The following is a 17,521-nucleotide window of genomic DNA, read 5'->3' as shown; positions in this document are numbered from 1 at the left end:
CTCTACATCAAGATAAATGGAACTTAGCCGATTTTATCTTGACGTCAAGATATCAATTGTTATGCCTTGGGGATGAGCAAAGAACCACTGGACCACGTCGATCACATTCTGGCGCAATGGCGCAGGGAGCGGCCCGATCTCGATGTCGGCCCCATGGGGCTCCTCGGGCGCTTGAACCGTCTCACCATCCATCTCGGCCGGGAGGTGGAGGCGGTGCTGCTGAAACATGGGCTTTCCTCCTCCGCTTTCGATGTTCTGGCGACATTGCGCCGCTCCGGTTCGCCCTATCAGCTCTCCCCCGGCGATTTGCTGGCCATGACGATGGTAAGCTCCGGCACCATGACCAACCGCATCGACCAGCTTGAAAAAGCGGGGCTGGTGGAGCGCATACACAACCCGAATGACCGGCGCAGCGTCCTGATATCGTTGACGGAGCGGGGGTTTGCCATTGTCGAGGAAGCGGCCGGCGCTCACGTCGAAAACCAGCACCGTCTGGTTGCCGGCCTCAGCGAAGAAGAGCGTGCGACGCTGAACCAACTGCTGAAACGATTTTTGCAGGATTTCGAAGAATAGGCTTTCCGGGCGGGCAAACACGCAATGGCAGCATGATGGCGCTTGTTTCGCCGCAGAAAATCCTGTAAGCAATTTTCCATAAACCTGTACTACAGGTTGGAGGAAAAATGTTAAGTGCCATTCCGCATGAATCCGGTCTCGTCAGCAGCACGATCGGCGCGATCACCCGCCACATCAGGGAAAACGAACTTGCGCCCGGGGCGAAACTCCCCAGCGAGCTTTCGCTCTCACAGCAGCTCGGCGTTTCGCGCACCGTCGTCCGCGAGGCCTTCCGGTCCCTTTCGGCCATGCGGCTGATCGATGTCAGCGCCGGCAAGCGCGCCACGGTGGCGACGCTGGACCATGGTGCGATGTCATTGATGTTCGAACATGGCATTCACACCGAACAGATCAATATCCAGCAGATTTACGATGTACGCCGCACGATCGAAGTCCGAACCGTGACGCTCGCGGCGCTGAGGCGAACCGATGCGGAAGCGCTCACCATTCTCGACCATGCCAACAATATGGAGCGGGATTTCGGCGACAACGACAAGGTCATGGAGCACGACCTGGCCTTTCACCTTGCCGTCGCCAGAGCATCCAAGAACCCGGTTTTCGAACTCATTCTCGGCGCCTTTCAGAATGTGACGCGCCAGACCTGGCCGATCGGCTGGAAGAGCCGCACGTCCGACGCACAGCGTCATGCCGCAGGTGAACTTCACATCGCCATTGGACAGGCCATAGCTGCGGGCGATCCGCAAACGGCCTCAACACTGATGGCGCGGCATTTCGATGAAAGCGTGCACGCGCTTCTGGCCGCCGGCATCGCCTGATTTTTTCAACACGGTTCCAGACGGAACACGACTTGCCTCTGGAGGAGACACTTCATGAAAATCACGAAACTTGAGACCGTCCGTGTGGCGGAACGGGCAAACCTGCTCTGGGTTCTGGTCCATACGGATGAGGGCATTACCGGGCTTGGCGAAACCTTCTATGGCGCCGAGACGGTGGAAACCTATGTGCACGAATATATCGCACCCCGCGTGATCGGCCGCGATCCGCTGCAGATTGATCTTCTGGCGCAGGACCTCGTCGGTTATCTCGGTTTCCGCTCGTCGGGAGCGGAGGTACGCGGCAATTCCGCTTTCGATATCGCGCTCTGGGATATTTTCGGCAAGGCAACCAACCAGCCGATCGCCCAGCTCCTCGGCGGTTTCAGCCGTAAGGAAATCCGCACCTACAATACCTGCGCGGGCACGGAGTACATCAAGAAGGCGACCGGGCAGCAGACAGCCAATTACGGCCTCTCCGGCGGCAAGGACTACGACGATCTGAACGGCTTCCTGCATAGGGCGGACGAGCTCGCCCATTCGCTGCTGGAAGACGGCATCACGGCCATGAAGATCTGGCCTTTCGACGCGGCGGCGGAAAAGACGCGCGGGCAATATATCTCTATGCCGGACCTGAAAAGCGCGCTCGAGCCATTTGAGAAAATCCGCAAGGCCGTGGGCGACAAGATGGATATCATGGTGGAGTTTCACTCCATGTGGCAGCTTTTGCCCGCCATGCAGATCGCCAAGGCGCTGACGCCATACCAGACCTTCTGGCACGAAGACCCGATCAAGATGGACAGTCTTTCCAGCCTGACGCGGTATGCCGCCGTTTCGCCCGCGCCCATCTCCGCATCAGAGACGCTCGGTTCCCGCTGGGCTTTCCGCGATCTGCTGGAAACGGGTGCCGCCGGCGTGGTGATGCTTGATATCAGCTGGTGCGGCGGGCTTTCCGAGGCGCGCAAGATCGCCTCCATGGCGGAAGCCTGGCATCTGCCCGTCGCGCCGCATGATTGCACCGGCCCGGTCGTGCTCTGCGCCTCCACCCATCTGTCGCTCAACGCGCCGAATGCGCTGGTGCAGGAAAGTGTGCGCGCCTTCTACAAGACCTGGTATCGCGATCTCGTCACCGCATTGCCAGAGGTGAAGAACGGCATGATCACCGTGCCGCCGGGCGCCGGCCTTGGCATGGAGCTGCATCCCGATATCGAAAAGACGTTTACCGTCAGCCGCCGTTTTTCGGATGCGGCGTCGATCTGATCAGAACAGGTTGCCCTGATCCGTTGGGCCAGAAGAAGCCGGTTTTGCCGGCTTCTTTTTTGGCGCAGTGGCGGCATCCGGGGACGGCATCCCCTCTCCCGTTGTGATGGCGGAAACGCGGCCATCGGCAAATTCCATCGATACGACAGCGCCGGAAGCAATGGCGGCGGCGCGGGTCAACGGCCGGTTTTCCTCGTCGCGGATCACGGCATAGCCGCGTTTCAACACATTCTTGTAGGACAGCGATTCCAAAACGCGACTATGCGCGGCAAGGCCCGAGCGGTTCTGCGCCATGCGGTGCAGCACGGCGGTATCAGCGCGGCGTGCTGCGGTGACGACCCGTTCCTTCTGTCGCTCCAGCTGACCGAGCAGGCGGGCGGGAAGCGAACGCAGCGAAGAATCGAACGAATCGACGCGGCCTTTTCCCTGCAAGAGACGGCGCTCCACCAGAGTCTCGGCGCGGTGCATGCGCTCGGTAATCCGCTGCCTGTGGTGCTTGAGGCCATTCAGCAGAGTTTCTGGCCTCAAGCCCGAAGCGGAGCGTTCGAAAGCGCGGCGCTTATTTAGCGTCGTCATTTCAAGCCCACGCCCAAGACCGCTTGCAGCCTCATCAAAACGGCGGCGCGGCAAAGCGAGAAGCTGATCGAGCGACGGCAGCGCGCGCACCAGCGCCCGCACGCCCTGACGGCGAGTGTCCATCTGCCGCGATACCGAGCCTGATAGACGCGCGGCAAGGCCCGAAAGCTGCGCTTCCAGCTCGGCCCGCACCGGCACGGCCATTTCGGCGGCCCCCGTCGGTGTCGGCGCACGCACATCGGCGGCATAGTCGATCAATGTCGTATCGGTCTCGTGCCCCACGGCGGAAATCAACGGGATTTCGCTCTCGGCGGCGGCACGCACGACGATTTCATCGTTGAAGCTCCAGAGGTCCTCCAGGCTGCCGCCGCCACGCGCGACGATGAGCACATCCGGTCGCGCTATTTCACCACCGGGTTGAAGCGCATTGAAGCCGCGAATGGCGTTCGCCACTTCCTCGCCCGAGCCTTCGCCCTGCACCTTGACCGGCCAGACGACGACATGGACCGGAAAGCGATCCGAAATGCGGTGAAGAATATCGCGAATGACCGCACCCGTCGGCGAGGTGACGACGCCGATGACACGCGGCATGAACGGCAGGCGGCGCTTGCGGGCCGGGTCGAAGAGCCCTTCCGCTGCCAGACGCCGGCGGCGATCTTCCAAGAGCGCCATCAGCGCGCCGGCGCCGGCAGGCTCGAGGCTTTCTATGACGATCTGGTATTTCGAGGAGCCGGGAAAGGTGGTGACCTTGCCGGTGGCGATGACCTCCATGCCTTCTTCCGGGCGGAACTTCAGCCGCGAGAAAGTGCCTTTCCAGATCACCGCATCGATACGGGCGCGGTCGTCCTTCAGCGAGAAATAGGCGTGCCCTGAAGAATGCGGCCCACGATAGCCGGAAATCTCGCCACGCACCCGCACCTGCTCGAAAGCCGTCTCCACCGTGCGCTTGATGGAACCCGACAGTTCGGACACCGAGAACTCGGCAAGATTGCTCAATGCTGCGTGGGAGAAGATATCGCTCATGCCCGTTTGTAACCAAAACCCGTCGATTCGGAAATGCCGGCACCGGCCCGGCCCATTTTAACGGCGATGAAACCATATCCTCAACTAACGAGTTAGGAAAATGGGGATTGGAGGAGAAAACAAGGGTTCGTTAGGGAAGACGGCGTTACGTCTGTCCCAGGCCCGGCAACCAAAGAGGAGGCGGCATCATGATTTTTCTTACCGCCACAGTGCTCGGCGTAACCGCAGTTGCGTTGCGTTCGGTTTTCAGCATCGTTTTCATCTGCATGATGATTATCGGCGCCTATGGCGTGGCGATCACAGTTTCATCCACGGCCGTGCCCTTGATGTCGCTGCTTCTGGCGCTCGCCGGTTACAATTTCGGTGTCGTGGGTGTCGTTATCAGCCTTCTGGTGCTGCAGCGCCCGCGTTCCACCCAGCCGACCCTCTAAAAGTCCGCGGCCTTGAGGCTTTCGCACTTTGCGCTGACCGAGATTTGCGGACTGGCCGCTGATCTCGTTGTTACCTGTCTGCTTATTTTCTATCTCGGCGTCGATCCGCTCGCCGCCCGTTTGCCGGGCGCTGCAACGGGGCTTGCAACAAGCTGGCGGCTGAACCGTTCGAATGGTGAGGCATCCGCCCGGCTGAACAGCTTCCTGACAAATGCCGTCACGCTTACCTCGCGTATCGTCAGCGTCGGGCTGTTTGCCCTGCTGCAATGGCGCAACCCGCTGGTGCAGCCGCTCGTCCCGCTTGCCTTTTCAGCACTCGCAGCATTTGTGCTGGCGCTTTACGGCTATTGGCGGCTTCAAAGGCAACGGCAAGATCAGGGCTAAACCGTTTCCCATCCGTCCTTTTCCGCCGCCCGGTAAATGGCGTCGATGAAAAGCTGGTTCTTCCTCGAGCTTTCCAGCGTGACCACTTCGCCCTCACCCTTCGCAGCACGGGCAAAGGCCTCCGCCTCCAGCTTATATTGGCGACTATCCTGAAACCGGAAGATTTGCGACTGGTTATGGGCCTGATTGGTCAGCTCGATCTCTTCCGCGCCCCAACGATTGGCGTTGAAGGGAGATTTGACCTCGATGTATCCGTCAGTGCCATGGAAAACCATCAGCTGTCGGGCGGCAAGCTGTGTGGCCAGATAAAAACTCAGTTCGAAACCGCCGAAATCAGCCCTGACGCTGGAATAGATATCGGTGCCGAATTCCGCGTCGCGCTCGACAGTGGCCTGCACGCGCCTCGGTTCCACGCCGGTGGCGAAGCGCGTCACGATGGTGGGGTAGACGCCGATATCGGGCAAGGCCCCGCCACCCAGTTCGGGAATATTGCGCATATTGCCGGGATCGCGGTTGAAATAGCTGAAAGCGCCCTGCACATGCTTCAGCGTTCCGATCGCGCCCGAGGCCAGCAATTCCTTCACCTTTGCCCAGACCGGCGCATAGGTGACCATGAAGGCCTCCGAGATGATAACGCGGTTGCGGTCACGCGCAGCGATAAGGGCATCGATCTCCCCCGCCTTCAACGCAATCGGTTTTTCGCACAGAACGTGTTTGCCGGCATCAGCTGCCTTGATGGTCCACTCCACATGCTGCGACGTCGGAAGCGGAATGTAAACCGCGTCGATGACATCGGATGCCAGCATTTCCTCATAGGAGCCGAAAGCGTGTGGCACGGAAAAACGATCCGCCACTGCGCGGGCCTTGGCGAGATCCCGGCTGGCGATGGCGCTGACCACGCAGTTATCAGCATCCTGTATCGCCGGAATGACGTGATCCTGAGCGATTTTCGCCGTTGAGATTATTCCGAAGCGCAGCATTCCATTCTCCCGCTCTGCCATTTAGCGGAAACTTATCATCGTCACACGTCATGGCAAGCCGTAGGTGAGTGATAGATCAAAGATGGCTGGATTTGTCCTCTCTTTGTCGGGATATCTGCTTTTCTCCGCACTTTATAAAAGGAATTATGCTAGGCATAAACCTAATGGAGATACATGAAATGTCCTCTTCCCATACGGCCCTGCTGGTCATCGACGTTCAAGAGTCCTTTCGGCATGCCCCCTATTTCGAGGAAAGCGGATTGGCCGCCTATCTGGAGAAACAGCAGGCGCTGATCGATGGCGCCAAAGCCGCGGGCATTCCAGTCGTGCAAATCTTCCATGTCGATGGCGACAGGGCCTTCTCGAAGGACAGCGGTTATATCCGGGCGCTGGAGGGTGTGGGGATCACCCCTGATGTCACCTTTCACAAGAACCGCCATTCGGCTTTTGCCGGCACCGGCCTCGAAATCTGGCTGACGCAGAAAGGTATCAACCGGCTGATCATCTCCGGCATCCGCACCGAACAATGCTGCGAAACCACCACGCGGCACGCTTCCGATCGTGGTTACAGCGTCGATTACGTCACCGAAGCGACGCTGACTTTCCCGATGACACATGCTTCCGGCACCGTCTTCAGCCCGGACGATATCCGCAAACGGACCGAACTGGTGCTGGCTGGCCGCTTCGCGCGCATCCTAACCGTCAACGACGTGCTTGCCACCGTCAAAGAGGCCGCATGATGGATAGAGGCGGCACGCGCATCATTCCCTTTTATACGCTTGTGCCGCCTCACGCGCTGTTGCTGGACATTGCCGGTCCGCTCGAAGTAATCCGTTATGCCAACACGGAACAACGGGACATCCATTTCGACTGCCGATACATTGCTGCGAGTGGCGAACAACAATCTTCCATCGGCCTTGGGCTTTCCGGGCTGGAGAGTTTGCCCGCGACCCTGCCGGAAAGTGCTTTCCTGCTGATCTCGGGCAGCACGTCACGCTTCGACAATGATCCGCAGGCACGGCGAGAGCGGCAGGCGCTTGCGGCATGGCTGCGCCGCGCGGTGCGTGCCGATACGACAGTCATTTCCATCTGTTCCGGCGCGCTGCTGGCGGGTGAAGCGGGACTTTTCGACGGGCGAAACTGCACGACTCATGCCGATTGCGTTGAAGGGCTGCGCCGCATCGCGCCGCTGTCGCAGGTGGCCGAAAACCGCCTTTTCGTTGAGGATGGCAACCGCTTCTCAAGTGCCGGTATTTCCACCGGCATCGACCTGATGCTGCATGTGGTTTCCCGGCTGACATCCCCGGCCGTTGCGGCCCGCATTGCCAAAACAATGGTCGTTTATCTAAGACGCAGCGGCAGCGATCCGCAAATCTCCCCTTGGCTCACCGGCCGCAACCACATCCACCCCGCCATTCACCGGGTTCAGGACCGGGTGATGGCCGAGCCGGCGCAGGACTGGTCGCTGGAGCGGCTGGCCGATATTGCGGCGCTCAGCGAAAGGCATCTTTCGCGCCTGTTTCGCGAGCATACCGGCATCAGCGTCATAGACTATGTCAACCTGATGCGGGTCAATCTCGCCCGCGACATTCTCGCCAACAGCCGGCTGGATATGGAGACCATCGCGGAAAGGGCGGGCTTTGCCTCCGCCCGGCACCTGCGGCGCGTCTGGCAGCAGCACAATCGCCATCCGCCCAGCCATTATCGCGGTTTTCACGCCTGATTGTTCGCAGACCCTGCCGCTGCCTGATGAATGCCATCAAAGGAATTGAATGGTTATGCCGGCAGGCAGTTGCTACCTTGCCATAAAGACAGCAACAGGAGCATTCCCCGTGGAAAAACGAAGCCTCGGCCGCACCGGCCTCTCCATCGCCCCGATCGTCTTCGGCGGCAACGTGTTCGGCTGGACAGCGGATGAGAAGACTTCCTTTGCCCTGCTCGACGCCTTTTTCGATGCGGGGTTCAATGCCATCGACACGGCAGATGTCTATTCCGCCTGGGTGGACGGGCATGTGGGCGGTGAGTCCGAGGCCATCATCGGCAAATGGCTGAAGCAGTCCAGTGTCAGGCGTGAGGATGCGGTGATCGTCACCAAGGTCGGTTTTGACAATCGCGGCCAGAAGACCGGTCTCAGCACCAAGTGGATCGCGGAAGCCGTCGAGGCTTCCCTGAAGCGGCTGCAGACCGACTATATCGACCTCTACCTTGCCCACAAGCCGGATGCGGATGTGCCGCTGGAGGAAACGCTCGCCGCCTTCGCGAAGCTGAAGGAACAGGGAAAAATTCGTGCCATCGGCTGCTCAAACTATTCCGCAAGCCAGCTTCAGGACGCGCTGGACACGGCCGCAAAGAACAATCTGCCACGCTACGACGTGCTTCAGCCGGAGTATAATCTCTATAATCGCGCGGATTTCGAAGGCCCGCTTGCCGATCTTTGTGTGAAGCAAGAGATCGGCGTCATCAACTATTACAGCCTCGCGGCCGGTTTCCTCACCGGCAAATATCGCGCCAAGGCCGACACCGAGGGCGTTGCCCGCAGCTACCGGGTAGGCGATTACGTCAACACACGCGGCCTTGCCATTCTGGGGGCCATGGATGCGGTTGCCGTGGAAACCGGGGCCAAGCTCGCTGATATCGCGCTGGCCTGGCTGCTGCGGAAGAGTGCCGTAACGGCTCCAATTGCCAGCGCCACCAGCCTGTCGCAGCTCGAGAGTTTCAAACGCGCCGTTAATCTGAAGCTGACAGACGAGATGATGGCTCTTCTCGACAAAGCAGGTGCGTGACATGGATCTTACAATTCGCGACGCACAGCCGAGTGACCGGGCGGAATGGCTGCGCCTGTGGAACGACTATCTCGCTTTCTACGATGTCCACCTTGCCGACGACGTGACCGAGCATACCTGGGCGCGTATTCTCGACCCAGCCTCGCGTGTTTCCATGCGTGTGGCCTTGCTCGGCGACACGATGGCCGGTTTCGCCATCCATCACTTCCATGATTCCACCTGGGTCAAAACACCCGATTGCTATCTGGAAGACCTGTTCGTCGACGGCTCGATCCGCGGAAAGGGAACAGGTCGGGCGCTGATGGACGATCTCATCGCCATCTGCGCCGAAAGAGGCTGGTCACGGCTTTACTGGAACACGGACGAGCACAATCACCGGGCCCAGAATCTCTATAACAGCTACGTGAAAAGCGATGGCCATATCCGCTATCGCATCAAGTTCTGATCACCCCTGAAGCGGAAGAAATCTACGAAAGCCCTCAGCGCCGGGCGCATCTGCCGGCGCGAGGGATAATAGATATAAAAACCGTCAAAGGGCGCGCACCAATCCTCCAGCACGCGGATGAGCCTGCCCTCCCTGATATCGTCCTCGACGCGCTGTTCGAAAACAAAGGCAAGGCCCGCCCCATCTATTGCCGCCCGGCGAATGAGGCTCTGGTCCGACAGGATCAGCGGTCCCTGTACATCCACCACCAGCGGCTTGCCATTCCTCTCCAGTTCCCAGCGATAGATAAGGCCGCTGGCGAAACGCCGGCGGATGCAGCGGTGACGGATGAGATCCCTCGGATCGGATGGCGGAGGGTTTTCTGCGAAATAGGAGGGCGCGCCAACAATCGCGCCGCGCCATGCACCACTCGCTTTCACCGCAATCATATCCGCATCGAGGTGCTCTCCGAGCCGCAGACCGGCATCGAAGCCTTTCGCGACGATATCTTCGAAGCGATCATCCGTTGAGATTTCGAGTGATATGTCGGGATAGAACCGCAGGAACTCCCCCAGCCGCGGCACGATAAGATCCTCAGCCGCAAGCCGAGGCAGGGTGATGCGCAGAGGACCGGCCGGCCTTCCACCGTGCTCGGCAAGCGTCTGGATGACCGTATCGATATCGGCAAGAGCCGGCCCCAACGTTTCGAGCAGCCGTTTACCCTCCTCCGTCGGAGAGACGCTGCGGGTGGTGCGGTGAAGCAGCCGCAGGCCAAGGCTTGCCTCCAGCGACGAGACGGCGTGGCTGACGGCGGAAGGCGCGATGGCCAATTCGGCGGCGGCCTTGCGAAAGCTGCGGCCTTCGGCAACGGCGGCAAGAACGGCCAGCTGGGAGAGTTGCACACGGTTCATTGTTCTAAATGATAGAACAACCCAAGCGGATTTGCAGCGATTATTTTTACCACCGATGGGCAGTATGTTTTGCCCGTACCCACTCCCAAAGGTATATTAAACCGTCTTGGACACATGCTCCGCTGCAAACCGCGGGATAGCTTTCAAGGCGTGCTCTGACAAAGGACAGGCAAATGAAACACAGAATTCTCGGAAAAGACCTCTCCGTTTCTGCACTCGGCCTTGGCTGCATGGGCATGAGCCATGCTTATGGACCTTCAAATGATGAAAGCAGTTCTATCGCAACGTTGCATCGCGCCGTCGAGCTTGGCGTCACGTTGTTCGATACGGCAGAAGTTTATGGGCCGTTCAAAAACGAAATCCTCCTTGGCAAGGCTTTGAAGCCCTATCGCGATCAGGTGGTCATCGCCACCAAATTCGGCTTCCGCATCGACGGCAGCAAACCTTCGGCGGAGATGATCCAGGGTGTGGACGGTTCGCCGGCAAATGTTCGTGCCGTCGCCGAAGCTTCACTGAAAAGGCTGGGTGTCGATGTCATCGACCTCTATTACCAGCACCGCGTCGATCCGGACGTGGCAATTGAAGAGACGGTCGGCGCAATGGCCGATCTGGTGCGGGAAGGCAAGGTGAAGGCGCTCGGCCTTTCCGAGGCGAGTGCGGTGACCCTTCGCAAGGCGCATGCCGTTCACCCGATTGCGGCCATTCAGAGCGAATATTCGCTTTGGACCCGCGATCCCGAAGAAAATGGCGTGCTGGACACCTGCCGCGAACTGGGCATCGGTTTCGTACCCTTCAGCCCGCTCGGGCGCGGCGCTTTGACGGGCGCGCTGAAGTCGCTCGACGGGCTTGCCTCCGACGATTTCCGCCGCAGCCTGCCGCGCTTCCAAAGCGAAAACTTCGATGCCAATCTGGCCCTCATCCAGCTGCTGGAAGATATGGCGGCCGCGAAAGGCGTTACCGCAGGGCAACTGGCGCTCGCCTGGGTCATGGCGCAGGGCGATTTCATCGTGCCTATCCCCGGCACCACGAAAATTGCCAATCTGGAGAAAAACGTGGCGGCAGCGGATGTCGCGCTGACAGCCGACGAAGTTGCCAGCCTCGGCGCATTGCTCTCTCCGACAAAGGTTGCGGGGGAACGTTATCCGGAACGAATGACGCGATTGGCCAATCGCTAAAAACAAAAAGCCGCGGCAACCGCCGCGGCTTTTTTCATTCCATGAGCTGCTTTCAGGCGCGCAGAACGCCGCCCGTCGATTTCTCGACATTGCCGACGATCTTGGCTGTCAGCGCTTCGAAATCCTCATCGGTCAGCGTCTTGTCGACCGGCTGGATTTGGACTTCGATGGCCACCGACTTGCAGTTTTCGCCCAGCGATGCGCCCTCGAAAATATCGAAGACATTAACGCCGGTAATCAGCTTGCGATCGGCGCTCGTTGCGGCCTTGATGATGGCTCCTGCCTCTACCGACTTGTCGACCACGAAGGCGAAGTCACGCTTGACCGCCTGGAAGGGCGAAAGCTCAAGTGCTGGCTTGGTGCGGGTCGCCTTCTTCTTCGGCTCCTGCATGGCGTCGAGATAGATATCGAAACCGCAATAGGCGCCGGAAACATCCAGCTCGGACAGCGTCTTCGGGTGGAATTCGCCGAAATAGCCGAGCACGACCTTCGGACCCATCTTGATGGTGCCGGAACGGCCGGGATGATACCAGCCGGGGCCGCCAGCCTCGATCTGCACATTGGCCATGGGCAGGCCGCAGGCCTCGAGCACCGCCAGCGCATCGGCCTTGGCGTCGTAGACATCCACGGGCTTGCCGCCGCCCTTCACAGCATTGGACCACATGCGGCCGCTGCCTGCGAGCGAGGCCGTGCCACGGCGAACACCGCCAGCCACGCGACGCTGGGTTTCCGGCGTATCACCCTCATAGGTGCCGGAGACCTCGAAGATCGCGACGTCACCATAGCCCTTGTCGGCATTGCGCTGTGCGGCAGTCAGAAGGCCCGGCAGCAGCGAAGGACGCATGTCCGACATATCGGCCGCGATGGGGTTGGCCAGTTTCAGGGCGGGGGAACCGCCGCCGAAAAGCTTCGCCTGCGCTTCCGGAATGAAGGACCAGGTGACGGCTTCCAGCATGCCACGGCTTGCCAAGGCACGGCGCGCAGTGCGGGTGCGGATCTGCAGCGTCGTCAGGATGCGGCCGTTGACCGCGCCGAAGCTTTCCAGCGGTTCCGGCTTGATATTGTCGACGCCATGGATGCGCATGACTTCTTCGACCAGATCGGCCTTGCCATCAACATCCGGGCGCCAGGACGGCACGGTGACGGACACGCGTTCGTCGGTTCCCTCGACACCAAAACCGAGGCCTTTGAGAATGGTGAGGCTCTCTTCCGCCGAGACTTCCAGACCCGTCAGGCGCTTCACTTCCGCTAGCGGAAAATCCACGACCTTGGCCTGATGGCCCTTGTAACCGACAACCTTGGCTTCGCCGGCAACGCCGCCGCACAGTTCCAGAACCAGTTCGGTGGTGCGTTCCAGACCCGGGACCATATATTCCGGATCGACGCCTCGCTCGAAACGATAACGCGCATCGGTGATGATGCCGAGTGAACGGCCGGTCTTGGCGATGTTGATCGGATCCCAGAGAGCGGACTCAATCAGCACGTCAACGGTGTTTTCGTCGCAGCCGGAATGTTCGCCGCCCATGACGCCGCCGATCGACTCGAGGCCCTTTTCGTCAGCGATGACGACATTGTTCGGGCCGAGCTTGTATTCGCGCTGGTCGAGCGCAAGGATCGTCTCACCCTCTTTCGCACGGCGAACCGTCAGATCGCCCTTGACCTTGGCCGCATCGAAGACGTGCATCGGCCGGCCCTGATCGAAGGTCATGTAGTTGGTGATATCAACAAGCGCATTGATGGGGCGTAGGCCGATCGCCATCAGGCGCTGCTGCATCCACTTCGGGCTCGGGCCGTTCTTCACGCCGCGAACGATGCGCAGCGAAAAGCCGGGGCAAAGCGCCGCGTCATCCAGTTCCAGCTTCACAGTGACCGGCGTTGCGCCTTCGACCTTGAAGGCCGGCGCAGGCTTCGTCTTCAGCTTGCCCAGACCGGAGGCGGCGAGATCACGGGCGATGCCGTAGATCGAGGTGCAGTCCGGGCGGTTTGGCGTAAGATTGATCTCGATGACCGGATCATCGAGGCCAGCATAGGATGCGAAGGAAGTGCCAACAGGCGCATCCTCCGGCAGATCGATGATGCCGTCGTGATCGTCGGAAATGTTCAGCTCCTTTTCAGAGCACATCATGCCGTGGCTTTCGACACCGCGAATCTTGCCGACGGCCAGCGTCACATCGATGCCCGGAACATACATGCCGGGACGAGCGAGCGCACCGACGAGGCCGGCGCGCGCATTCGGCGCGCCGCAGACGATCTGAACCGGCTTACCGTCGCCGGCGTCCACCATCAGCACCTTGAGGCGGTCGGCCTCGGGATGTTTCTCGGCGGAAACGACCTTTGCGATGACGAAAGGCTTATAGGCAGCCTTGTCGTCCACGTCCTCGACCTCAAGGCCAATTGCCGTCAGCCGTCCGCAAATCTCGTCCAGCGTTGCATCCGTTTCGAGATGCTCTTTCAGCCAGGAAAGAGTGAATTTCATGTCTTTGCTCCTTGGCTAACCGGATTAAACGCTCAAACCGCCGAACAGCGTCGGCATGTCGAGCGGGCGGAAGCCGTAATGGTTCATCCAGCGGACATCGGCGTTGAAGAAATCGCGCAGATCAGGCATGCCGTATTTCAGCATGGCGATGCGGTCGAGGCCCATGCCCCAGGCAAAGCCCTGATATTCATCCGGATCCAGCCCGCCGGCGCGCAGCACGTTCGGGTGCACCATGCCGCAGCCGAGAATCTCCATCCAGTCCTTGCCTTCGCCGAACTTGACGATGGGGCCGGAGCGGTCGCACTGGATATCCACCTCGAAGCTCGGCTCCGTGAAGGGGAAGAACGACGGGCGGAAGCGCATGACGACGCTGTCGACCTCGAAGAATGTCTTGCAGAACTCTTCCAGAATCCAGCGCAGATTGCCGACATGCGCCTTCTTGTCGATGACAAGGCCTTCGACCTGATGGAACATCGGCGAGTGGGTGGCGTCGGAATCCTGACGGTAGGTCTTGCCGGGAATGACGATGCGGATCGGCGGCTTCTGGCTTTCCATGGTGCGGATCTGCACCGGCGAGGTGTGCGTGCGCAGCACCTTGCGCTCGCCGTTTTCATCCGGCTGGAAGAAGAAGGTGTCGTGCATTTCGCGGGCCGGATGGCCTTCGGGGAAATTCAGCGCCGTGAAGTTGTAATAGTCCGTTTCGATATCCGGACCTTCGGCGATCGAGAAGCCCATATCCGCAAAGATCGCGGTGATTTCATCGACGATCTGGCTAATCGGATGAATGCGGCCGCGCTCGGCAGGAGACTGGCGGACCGGCAGGCTGACATCCACAGTTTCCGCCTTCAGGCGCGCAGCGATGGCGGCATCCTTCAACGCATTTTTGCGCTCACCGATGAGGTCGGTGATTTCGGTCTTCAGCTGGTTGATGGCAGCGCCCCGGGTCTGGCGCTCTTCCGGCGTCATCGATCCCAGCGTCTTCAAAAGCTCCGAAACCGAGCCCTTCTTGCCGAGCGCGGAGACGCGCACGGCCTCGATGGCCGGCTCATCGGCAGCAGTGGCGATCTCCGACATCAATTGCGATTTCAAGGTATCAAGTTCAGTCATCTTTTCCTGCCTTGCCGGTTTTTTTGAGAGCGGCTTCGGGGTTCACAGCATTCATCAGATAGTCGGTCGCCATGATAAAGCGTCGCAGATCACTACCCATCCGCACGCGCCCGATCAACCGGGCAAGCGGTAAAAATCGCCCCAGAATGCCGGTCAAACGGCACAATTCTTCAAGTGCCCGGGGCGGGGCGTTTTCGCGCCAGCGGGCAAAGGCCGCATCGCAGGTTTTCGGCGCATCGCAGGCTCGGGTCGCGACCTGTAAAAACAGCAGCCAGATATCGCGGGCCTGCGCCGTCTCAAGCGGCATGACCTCCTGCGGGCGTTCCTCGAAATCCATAAAGCCTATGCGCCCATCCTGGATAAAGAAGTCGCGCACATGCGGCCGTCCGTGGCAAAGGCCCGCCGCATGCAACTCGCCGAGCGCTTCAGCGGATTTCACCAGCAAGGCATCATGTTCCACGGGCGTCGCGACCTTCATCGCGTCCATGCGCTCCATCACGGTCGGGCCGACATCTCCCAGCACGACCGCCGTCAGCGAGGAATAGATGACTGGCGGCACAAGGAAACCCCGGGCCTTGAAGGCGTGAAGCGTTTCAAGTTCGCGGCGCATCAGGCCTGCGCCGTCAAGCGGCGGAGAAGGTCGCATGAAGGTGTAGGGCAGCAGTTTGGCGAGAAAGGTCTGCAGCTTTATCCACCAGGACGGCGTTTCCGTACCCTGACGCTTGATCCAGACGGTCGTTGTGGAGAGCTCGAGTTTCTGCACCCGTCGCTCGCTCTTGAGCAGAGCCTGCATCAGGGCCGCGATATCGCCATCTTCAAGATGGACGTGGAAACCCTTCACTTTTTCCGCTTCGCTTGCGGCAACCACCATTTTTACCCCCAGGAATTTGCCGACCGAAACCCGGCCAGATGCTCCACCCTTTTTCTTTGATCCGTACGCAAGGTGCTTGCACGCCCTTTAGGAACTGCCGTGAATTCCCAAAAACGAAAACCCGCGCCGGAGGACCGGCGCGGGTTTCAAATGAACAACAGATTGTCCGCGCCGTAATTACTTTACAGCGGTTTCAAACTCGTTGGCCGTACCAGCATCCTTGAGGTACTCAAGCGCCTTCTTCGCTGCTTCGACGAGCGCGCCGAATGCTGCCGGCTCATGGATAGCCATGTCGGACAGAACCTTTCGGTCGACTTCGATGCCAGCCTTGTTCAGGCCGTCGATGAAGCGGCCGTAGGTCAGGCCGAATTCGCGAACAGCAGCGTTGATACGCTGGATCCACAGAGCGCGGAAGTTGCGCTTGTTGACCTTGCGGTCGCGGTAAGCGTACTGCTTGGAACGATCCACGGCAGCCTTAGCTGCGCGGATGGTGTTCTTGCGGCGGCCGTAGAAGCCCTTGGCTGCCTTGAGTGTCTTGGTGTGCTTGGCGCGGGAAGTTACGCCACGTTTTACGCGTGCCATGTCATGATCTCCTTAAAGTGTCCAAAAGTGCGGAAAAGTCTCAGAGACCGTTCGGCAGGTAGTTCTTGACGACTTTTTTGCCGTCAGCTTCGGCGAGAACCATGGTTCCACGCGCGTCGCGAATGAACTTGTTGGTACGCTTGATCATGCCGTGGCGCTTACCGGCGGCGGCTGCAACAACCTTGCCGGTGGCGGTGATCTTGAACCGCTTCTTTGCAGCGGACTTCGTCTTCATCTTGGGCATTTTGCTACTCCGTTTTTGTATCGAAACAGGCAGACGAGGCCTATTTCAAGCTATTCAGGAACGGCCACGGCATGCCCTGCCGGACCGTTCGGACGCGCGCTTATAACCGCAGTCGGCTAAAAGCGCAACGGGGAATGAGAATTTCCCCTTGCGGTGGGATACGCGCCAGTGATGTGAACGCGTAAAAAGATTATTTCGGTGCGAGAACCATCATCATCTGACGGCCTTCCAGCTTCGGCTCGGCTTCAACCTTGGCAATCGCCTGGGTGTCTTCCTTCACCTGGAGGAGAAGCTTCATGCCGAGTTCCTGGTGGGCCATTTCACGGCCGCGGAACTTCAGCGTTACCTTCACCTTGTCGCCATCGTCAAAGAAACGGCCCATCGCCTTCATCTTCACGTCATAGTCATGCGTGTCGATGTTCGGGCGCATCTTGATTTCTTTAACTTCGACGATCTTCTGTTTCTTGCGCGCTTCAGCGGCCTTTTTCTGGGTCGAGTACTTCAGCTTGCCGAGATCGAGGATCTTGCATACCGGCGGTTCAGCGTTCGGCGAAATCTCAACGAGATCGAGACCGGCCTCCTCCGCCAGTTTCAAAGCCTGATCCGTCGGCATGCTACCGAGGTTCTGGCCCTCTTCATCAATAAGCTGAACTCTGGGAACCCGAATTTCCCGGTTGGAGCGCGGCCCCTCCTTGACGGGGGCATCGGCTTTGAAAGGTCTGCGAATGGTCGTATTCTCCTGATCTGTTTCTGGATCACGTCAGCAAAAAACAGCTTGTTTGGTACAAGCGGCGGAAATGTCGTTATTGCTGTGGCGAAGTCAATAGCATATCTGCCCGAAAAGATCACCTGTTGTCACGGTTTTTGCAAATACGCCGCCGTTGTTGCACCAAAATCAGGAGAATTGCA

At 59.5% G+C, this 17,521-nt stretch carries 19 protein-coding genes; 10 read left to right on the top strand and 9 right to left on the bottom strand.

Annotation, left to right across the window (positions count from 1 at the left end):
• Positions 1-72: 72 nt before the first annotated feature.
• The 3 genes from CFB10_RS07910 (at position 73) to CFB10_RS07900 (ending at position 2,645) form a co-directional block, all read left to right on the top strand.
• A complete protein-coding gene (locus CFB10_RS07910) occupies positions 73-573 on the top strand; it encodes a MarR family winged helix-turn-helix transcriptional regulator (RefSeq protein WP_020011123.1) in 501 nt (166 codons plus the stop codon).
• 107 nt (positions 574-680) lie between these two features.
• Positions 681-1,388 (top strand): FadR/GntR family transcriptional regulator, encoded by a 708-nt coding sequence (locus CFB10_RS07905; RefSeq protein WP_020011124.1) that lies wholly within the window; start codon positions 681-683, stop codon positions 1,386-1,388.
• Positions 1,389-1,442: 54 nt separating this feature from the next.
• On the top strand, positions 1,443-2,645 hold the full coding sequence (locus tag CFB10_RS07900; protein ID WP_020011125.1) for a mandelate racemase/muconate lactonizing enzyme family protein: 1,203 nt from the start codon (positions 1,443-1,445) through the stop codon (positions 2,643-2,645).
• On the opposite strand, the gene xseA is transcribed toward CFB10_RS07900, so the two are convergent.
• Positions 2,646-4,244 (bottom strand): exodeoxyribonuclease VII large subunit, encoded by a 1,599-nt coding sequence (xseA, locus tag CFB10_RS07895; RefSeq protein ID WP_020011126.1) that lies wholly within the window; start codon positions 4,242-4,244, stop codon positions 2,646-2,648. It lies immediately after the preceding gene.
• Between the two features lie 188 nt (positions 4,245-4,432).
• On the opposite strand from xseA, the gene CFB10_RS07890 reads away from it, so the two are divergent.
• Together CFB10_RS07890 and CFB10_RS07885 are read left to right on the top strand one after the other, a co-directional pair.
• A complete protein-coding gene (locus CFB10_RS07890; RefSeq protein WP_020011127.1) occupies positions 4,433-4,675 on the top strand; it encodes a hypothetical protein in 243 nt (80 codons plus the stop codon).
• A 12-nt stretch (positions 4,676-4,687) separates the two neighbouring features.
• On the top strand, positions 4,688-5,059 hold the full coding sequence (locus tag CFB10_RS07885; protein ID WP_020011128.1) for a hypothetical protein: 372 nt from the start codon (positions 4,688-4,690) through the stop codon (positions 5,057-5,059).
• Here the strand turns inward: CFB10_RS07885 and CFB10_RS07880 are convergent.
• Positions 5,056-6,039 carry a Gfo/Idh/MocA family protein gene (locus CFB10_RS07880; RefSeq protein ID WP_020011129.1) on the bottom strand — a complete coding sequence of 328 codons (984 nt, stop codon included), beginning with the start codon at positions 6,037-6,039 and terminating at the stop codon, positions 5,056-5,058. The genes CFB10_RS07885 and CFB10_RS07880 overlap by 4 nt on opposite strands.
• A 179-nt stretch (positions 6,040-6,218) precedes the next feature.
• On the opposite strand from CFB10_RS07880, the gene CFB10_RS07875 reads away from it, so the two are divergent.
• The 4 genes from CFB10_RS07875 to CFB10_RS07860 all read left to right on the top strand — a co-directional run bounded on the left by CFB10_RS07875 (position 6,219) and on the right by CFB10_RS07860 (position 9,267).
• Positions 6,219-6,779, top strand: a complete 561-nt coding sequence (locus CFB10_RS07875) for a cysteine hydrolase family protein (protein ID WP_026363812.1) — start codon at positions 6,219-6,221, stop codon at positions 6,777-6,779.
• Positions 6,779-7,762: a GlxA family transcriptional regulator gene (locus CFB10_RS07870; RefSeq protein ID WP_020011131.1), complete on the top strand. Its 984-nt coding sequence runs from the start codon at positions 6,779-6,781 to the stop codon at positions 7,760-7,762. Before CFB10_RS07875 ends, CFB10_RS07870 begins: the two co-directional genes overlap by 1 nt.
• 109 nt (positions 7,763-7,871) lie before the next feature.
• Positions 7,872-8,822, top strand: a complete 951-nt coding sequence (locus tag CFB10_RS07865) for an aldo/keto reductase (RefSeq protein ID WP_020011132.1) — start codon at positions 7,872-7,874, stop codon at positions 8,820-8,822.
• Position 8,823: 1 nt separating this feature from the next.
• Complete coding sequence (locus CFB10_RS07860; RefSeq protein ID WP_020011133.1) at positions 8,824-9,267, top strand: GNAT family N-acetyltransferase; 444 nt, start codon at positions 8,824-8,826, stop codon at positions 9,265-9,267.
• Here CFB10_RS07860 and CFB10_RS07855 read toward each other — a convergent pair.
• Complete coding sequence (locus CFB10_RS07855) at positions 9,249-10,157, bottom strand: LysR family transcriptional regulator (RefSeq protein WP_020011134.1); 909 nt, start codon at positions 10,155-10,157, stop codon at positions 9,249-9,251. The two genes, CFB10_RS07860 and CFB10_RS07855, sit on opposite strands and share 19 nt — an antisense overlap.
• 173 nt (positions 10,158-10,330) lie before the next feature.
• Between CFB10_RS07855 and CFB10_RS07850 the strand changes: the two genes are divergently transcribed.
• On the top strand, positions 10,331-11,332 hold the full coding sequence (locus CFB10_RS07850; RefSeq protein ID WP_020011135.1) for an aldo/keto reductase: 1,002 nt from the start codon (positions 10,331-10,333) through the stop codon (positions 11,330-11,332).
• Between the two features lie 52 nt (positions 11,333-11,384).
• Here the strand turns inward: CFB10_RS07850 and pheT are convergent, their stop codons facing one another.
• The 6 genes from pheT to infC form a co-directional block, all read right to left on the bottom strand.
• Entirely contained in the window at positions 11,385-13,808 is a 2,424-nt protein-coding gene (gene pheT / locus CFB10_RS07845; protein ID WP_020011136.1) for a phenylalanine--tRNA ligase subunit beta, read from the bottom strand.
• Positions 13,809-13,832: 24 nt separating this feature from the next.
• A complete protein-coding gene (gene pheS / locus CFB10_RS07840; protein ID WP_026363813.1) occupies positions 13,833-14,915 on the bottom strand; it encodes a phenylalanine--tRNA ligase subunit alpha in 1,083 nt (360 codons plus the stop codon).
• Positions 14,908-15,786: a lipopolysaccharide kinase InaA family protein gene (locus CFB10_RS07835; protein WP_020011138.1), complete on the bottom strand. Its 879-nt coding sequence runs from the start codon at positions 15,784-15,786 to the stop codon at positions 14,908-14,910. The genes pheS and CFB10_RS07835 overlap by 8 nt, the downstream gene beginning before the upstream one ends.
• A 177-nt stretch (positions 15,787-15,963) precedes the next feature.
• Complete coding sequence (gene rplT, locus CFB10_RS07830) at positions 15,964-16,368, bottom strand: 50S ribosomal protein L20 (RefSeq protein WP_003493358.1); 405 nt, start codon at positions 16,366-16,368, stop codon at positions 15,964-15,966.
• A gap of 40 nt (positions 16,369-16,408) precedes the next feature.
• Positions 16,409-16,612 (bottom strand): 50S ribosomal protein L35, encoded by a 204-nt coding sequence (rpmI, locus tag CFB10_RS07825; protein ID WP_003493355.1) that lies wholly within the window; start codon positions 16,610-16,612, stop codon positions 16,409-16,411.
• 190 nt (positions 16,613-16,802) lie between these two features.
• A complete protein-coding gene (gene infC / locus CFB10_RS07820) occupies positions 16,803-17,339 on the bottom strand; it encodes a translation initiation factor IF-3 (RefSeq protein ID WP_078051391.1) in 537 nt (178 codons plus the stop codon).
• Positions 17,340-17,521 lie beyond the last annotated feature (182 nt).

Origin of the sequence: Agrobacterium sp. 719_389, assembly GCF_900188475.1 — a bacterium.
Classification (GTDB): Bacteria; Pseudomonadota; Alphaproteobacteria; order Rhizobiales; family Rhizobiaceae; genus Agrobacterium; species Agrobacterium radiobacter.
Note: the sequence above shows the minus strand (reverse complement) of the source record. Positions and strands in the feature narration are given on the sequence as shown.